Genomic DNA, 706 nt, shown 5'->3' on the forward strand with positions numbered 1-706 from the left:
CCTGCTCGACCGGGGCGCGGTGACGCCCGAGACGACGGTGCGCTGCCCGAAGACGTTCGAGGTCGACGGCCGGTCGTTCAAGAACTCCGACAACTTCGAACTCGGTGACGTGCCGTTCCGTACCGACTTTGCGAAGTCGTGCAACACCGCGTTCACCGCGCTGGCACCGAAACTCGGCCCGGACGGGCTGGCCCAGGCCGGGCGCGCCCTCGGCCTGGAGAGCCAGTGGGACCTGGGCGTCGACGTCTTCACCGGCAAGGTGTCGGTGAACGGTTCGCCGACCGAGCAGGCGGCCGCCGCGATCGGCCAGGGCACCACGGTGGTCAGCCCGCTCGCCATGGCCGGCGCCACCGCGGCGGTCGCCCGCGGCCACTGGGAGCAGCCGAAGCTGCTGCTCGACCCCGCGCCCGGAAAGCCGGCCCCGGCCGGCCCGGCGTAAGTCCCGGGCCAGCCGGTGCACGGCAAGACCGGAACCGCCGAGTACGACAACAACCCGGCGCACACCCACGCCTGGTTCGTCGGCTGGCAGGGCGATGTCGCCTTCGCGGTCTTCGTCGAGCAGGGCGGGTCGAGCACGGCCAGCGCGGTCCCGATCGCCGAGCGCTTCCTGCGCGGCCTGGCCGCCCGCTGACCCACCCCGCACCCGGGCGGCGTCCCGCCGTCCGCCGGCGGGCCGGGCAGTCAGGCGATGTCGAGCCCGGTCCCG

1 pseudogene is annotated in these 706 nt (G+C 74.2%); it reads left to right on the plus strand.

Annotated features, from left to right (window positions below):
• Window positions 1-37 precede the first annotated feature (37 nt).
• A pseudogene (locus LQ51_RS33845) lies at window positions 38-631 on the plus strand (penicillin-binding transpeptidase domain-containing protein).
• Window positions 632-706: the final 75 nt, after the last annotated feature.

Origin of the sequence: Micromonospora sp. HK10 (assembly GCF_000982955.1) — a bacterium.
In the GTDB taxonomy this organism is placed as follows: Bacteria; Actinomycetota; Actinomycetes; order Mycobacteriales; family Micromonosporaceae; genus Micromonospora.